Here is a 1,380-nt window from a genome sequence, read left to right as displayed (position 1 = left end):
CCAAAGGTTGCTATCTCTAACTTAGTTAACTCTTTAAAAGGCGTTTCTTCCCGGCTTATTCGAAAAAAAGGATATCCTTCAGTTCAAAAGGCATTATGGGGCAATAACTTTTGGTCCCCAAGTTATTTTGCTGGTAGTTGCGGAGGAGCTCCTATCTCAATAATCAGGCAATATATCGAAAACCAGCAAAAACCAATAGAATGAGTATTTTGCGCCTTTCATCTCGGCCCTAAAGGACCGAGTTTTTCGGCGCAGCTGATAAAAGAACAAGCGGATTTCAAAAAGCCTCCCTTCTCTATGATCTGTTCTTTTTGGTTTCATGGTCTAATTTGCAAGGAAATGGGGCAGGAAGGACTTGAACCTTCGACCAACGGATTATGAGTCCGCTGCTCTAACCACTGAGCTACTGCCCCGCAAGGAAATTGACTATAGCAACAAAGGGATTATTTGTCTTGGAAAATTGCGGCCACTTTCTCGTCAAAGTAGGCGAGAAGAGAAGAGGGACAACACTCCTCGATCCAAACGCGGAAGTCTGCGAGCTGCTCGCTTAGGTGTGTTTGGTAAGAGGTTTTCCAGGAGCGCTTGAAGGTGAGGTGTTCGGTGTCGATCCGGGTGGGCTCTCCATCGATAAAGCCAAAGTTACTGGCAAACTGGAGGTCAATGAGGACGATCCCTTGGTCATAGAGAAGCTTTGTAAAGGTGAGAAGCTTTTTGATGGCTAGACGAGCTTCTTCTAGATCTCCTTGTGTGACATGTCTATGGATATAATCCCAGGCAACGATCGCTTTTCTTTGGATCAGGTAGTTTTCTCGGTCGAGGTCGAGGGTCCGCTTATTTCCCTCTTTGTCAATAAGGGTGATGCTCTGGTGAAAAGTATCGGTAGGGGAAAAGTGGTAGTAGAGCATCCCGGTTTCTTTAGGCAAAAGAGCGTAAGAGTTAATCGTAGCCTTATAGCGTGCTTTTTTCATCTTGAGCTCTTTTCGCTTGGCGCTTAGTTTTCCTAGGAAGGGGATATGTTTTCTTGAACGGGAGCTATAATTTTTATCGAGAAAGACTTTGAGAACCGTTTTCCGATCTTGGGAGACAAAGACCTCGCTGGTCGATCCTTGATCAAGAAAGGTAAACGCTTGGGTAAAGATAGGAGAGAGTTCCTCTCCCTTTTGAGGCGTATAGGGGGTGGTCAGGCAGGTATGCGTAAGCCAGTGGGAATAGTAGGCGATATGCCCCATATCCCATCCGATGCAGCCGATAAAGAGAAGAACCAGTCCGAACAGTACCTTTTTCATCAAAATATCGATGCGGATACCCCTTCCTTTAGGGAGGGGAGGAAGCATCGCTCCTTTTTAGATTGTTTAATTTGTAGCCATGGTTTAAAATAGC

The 1,380-nt window shown here is 45.4% G+C and carries 2 protein-coding genes and 1 tRNA gene; 1 reads left to right on the top strand and 2 read right to left on the bottom strand.

Translation table 11 applies throughout. The features are described from left to right. A partial coding sequence (gene tnpA, locus NEPTK9_RS09475; RefSeq protein ID WP_194848585.1) for an IS200/IS605 family transposase occupies positions 1-204 on the top strand: 204 nt, incomplete at its 5' end. A gap of 136 nt (positions 205-340) precedes the next feature. On the opposite strand, the gene NEPTK9_RS09470 is transcribed toward tnpA, so the two are convergent. After that, positions 341-413: transfer RNA gene (locus NEPTK9_RS09470), tRNA-Ile, on the bottom strand. Between the two features lie 30 nt (positions 414-443). Further along, complete coding sequence (locus tag NEPTK9_RS09465; protein ID WP_194848584.1) at positions 444-1,334, bottom strand: hypothetical protein; 891 nt, start codon at positions 1,332-1,334, stop codon at positions 444-446. Between the last annotated feature and the right edge of the window lie 46 nt (positions 1,335-1,380).

Origin of the sequence: Candidatus Neptunochlamydia vexilliferae (assembly GCF_015356785.1) — a bacterium.
Lineage (GTDB): Bacteria > Chlamydiota > Chlamydiia > Chlamydiales > Simkaniaceae > Neptunichlamydia > Neptunichlamydia vexilliferae.
The sequence above is the reverse complement of the archived record's forward strand: the minus strand, read 5'-3'. Positions and strand labels throughout refer to the sequence as shown.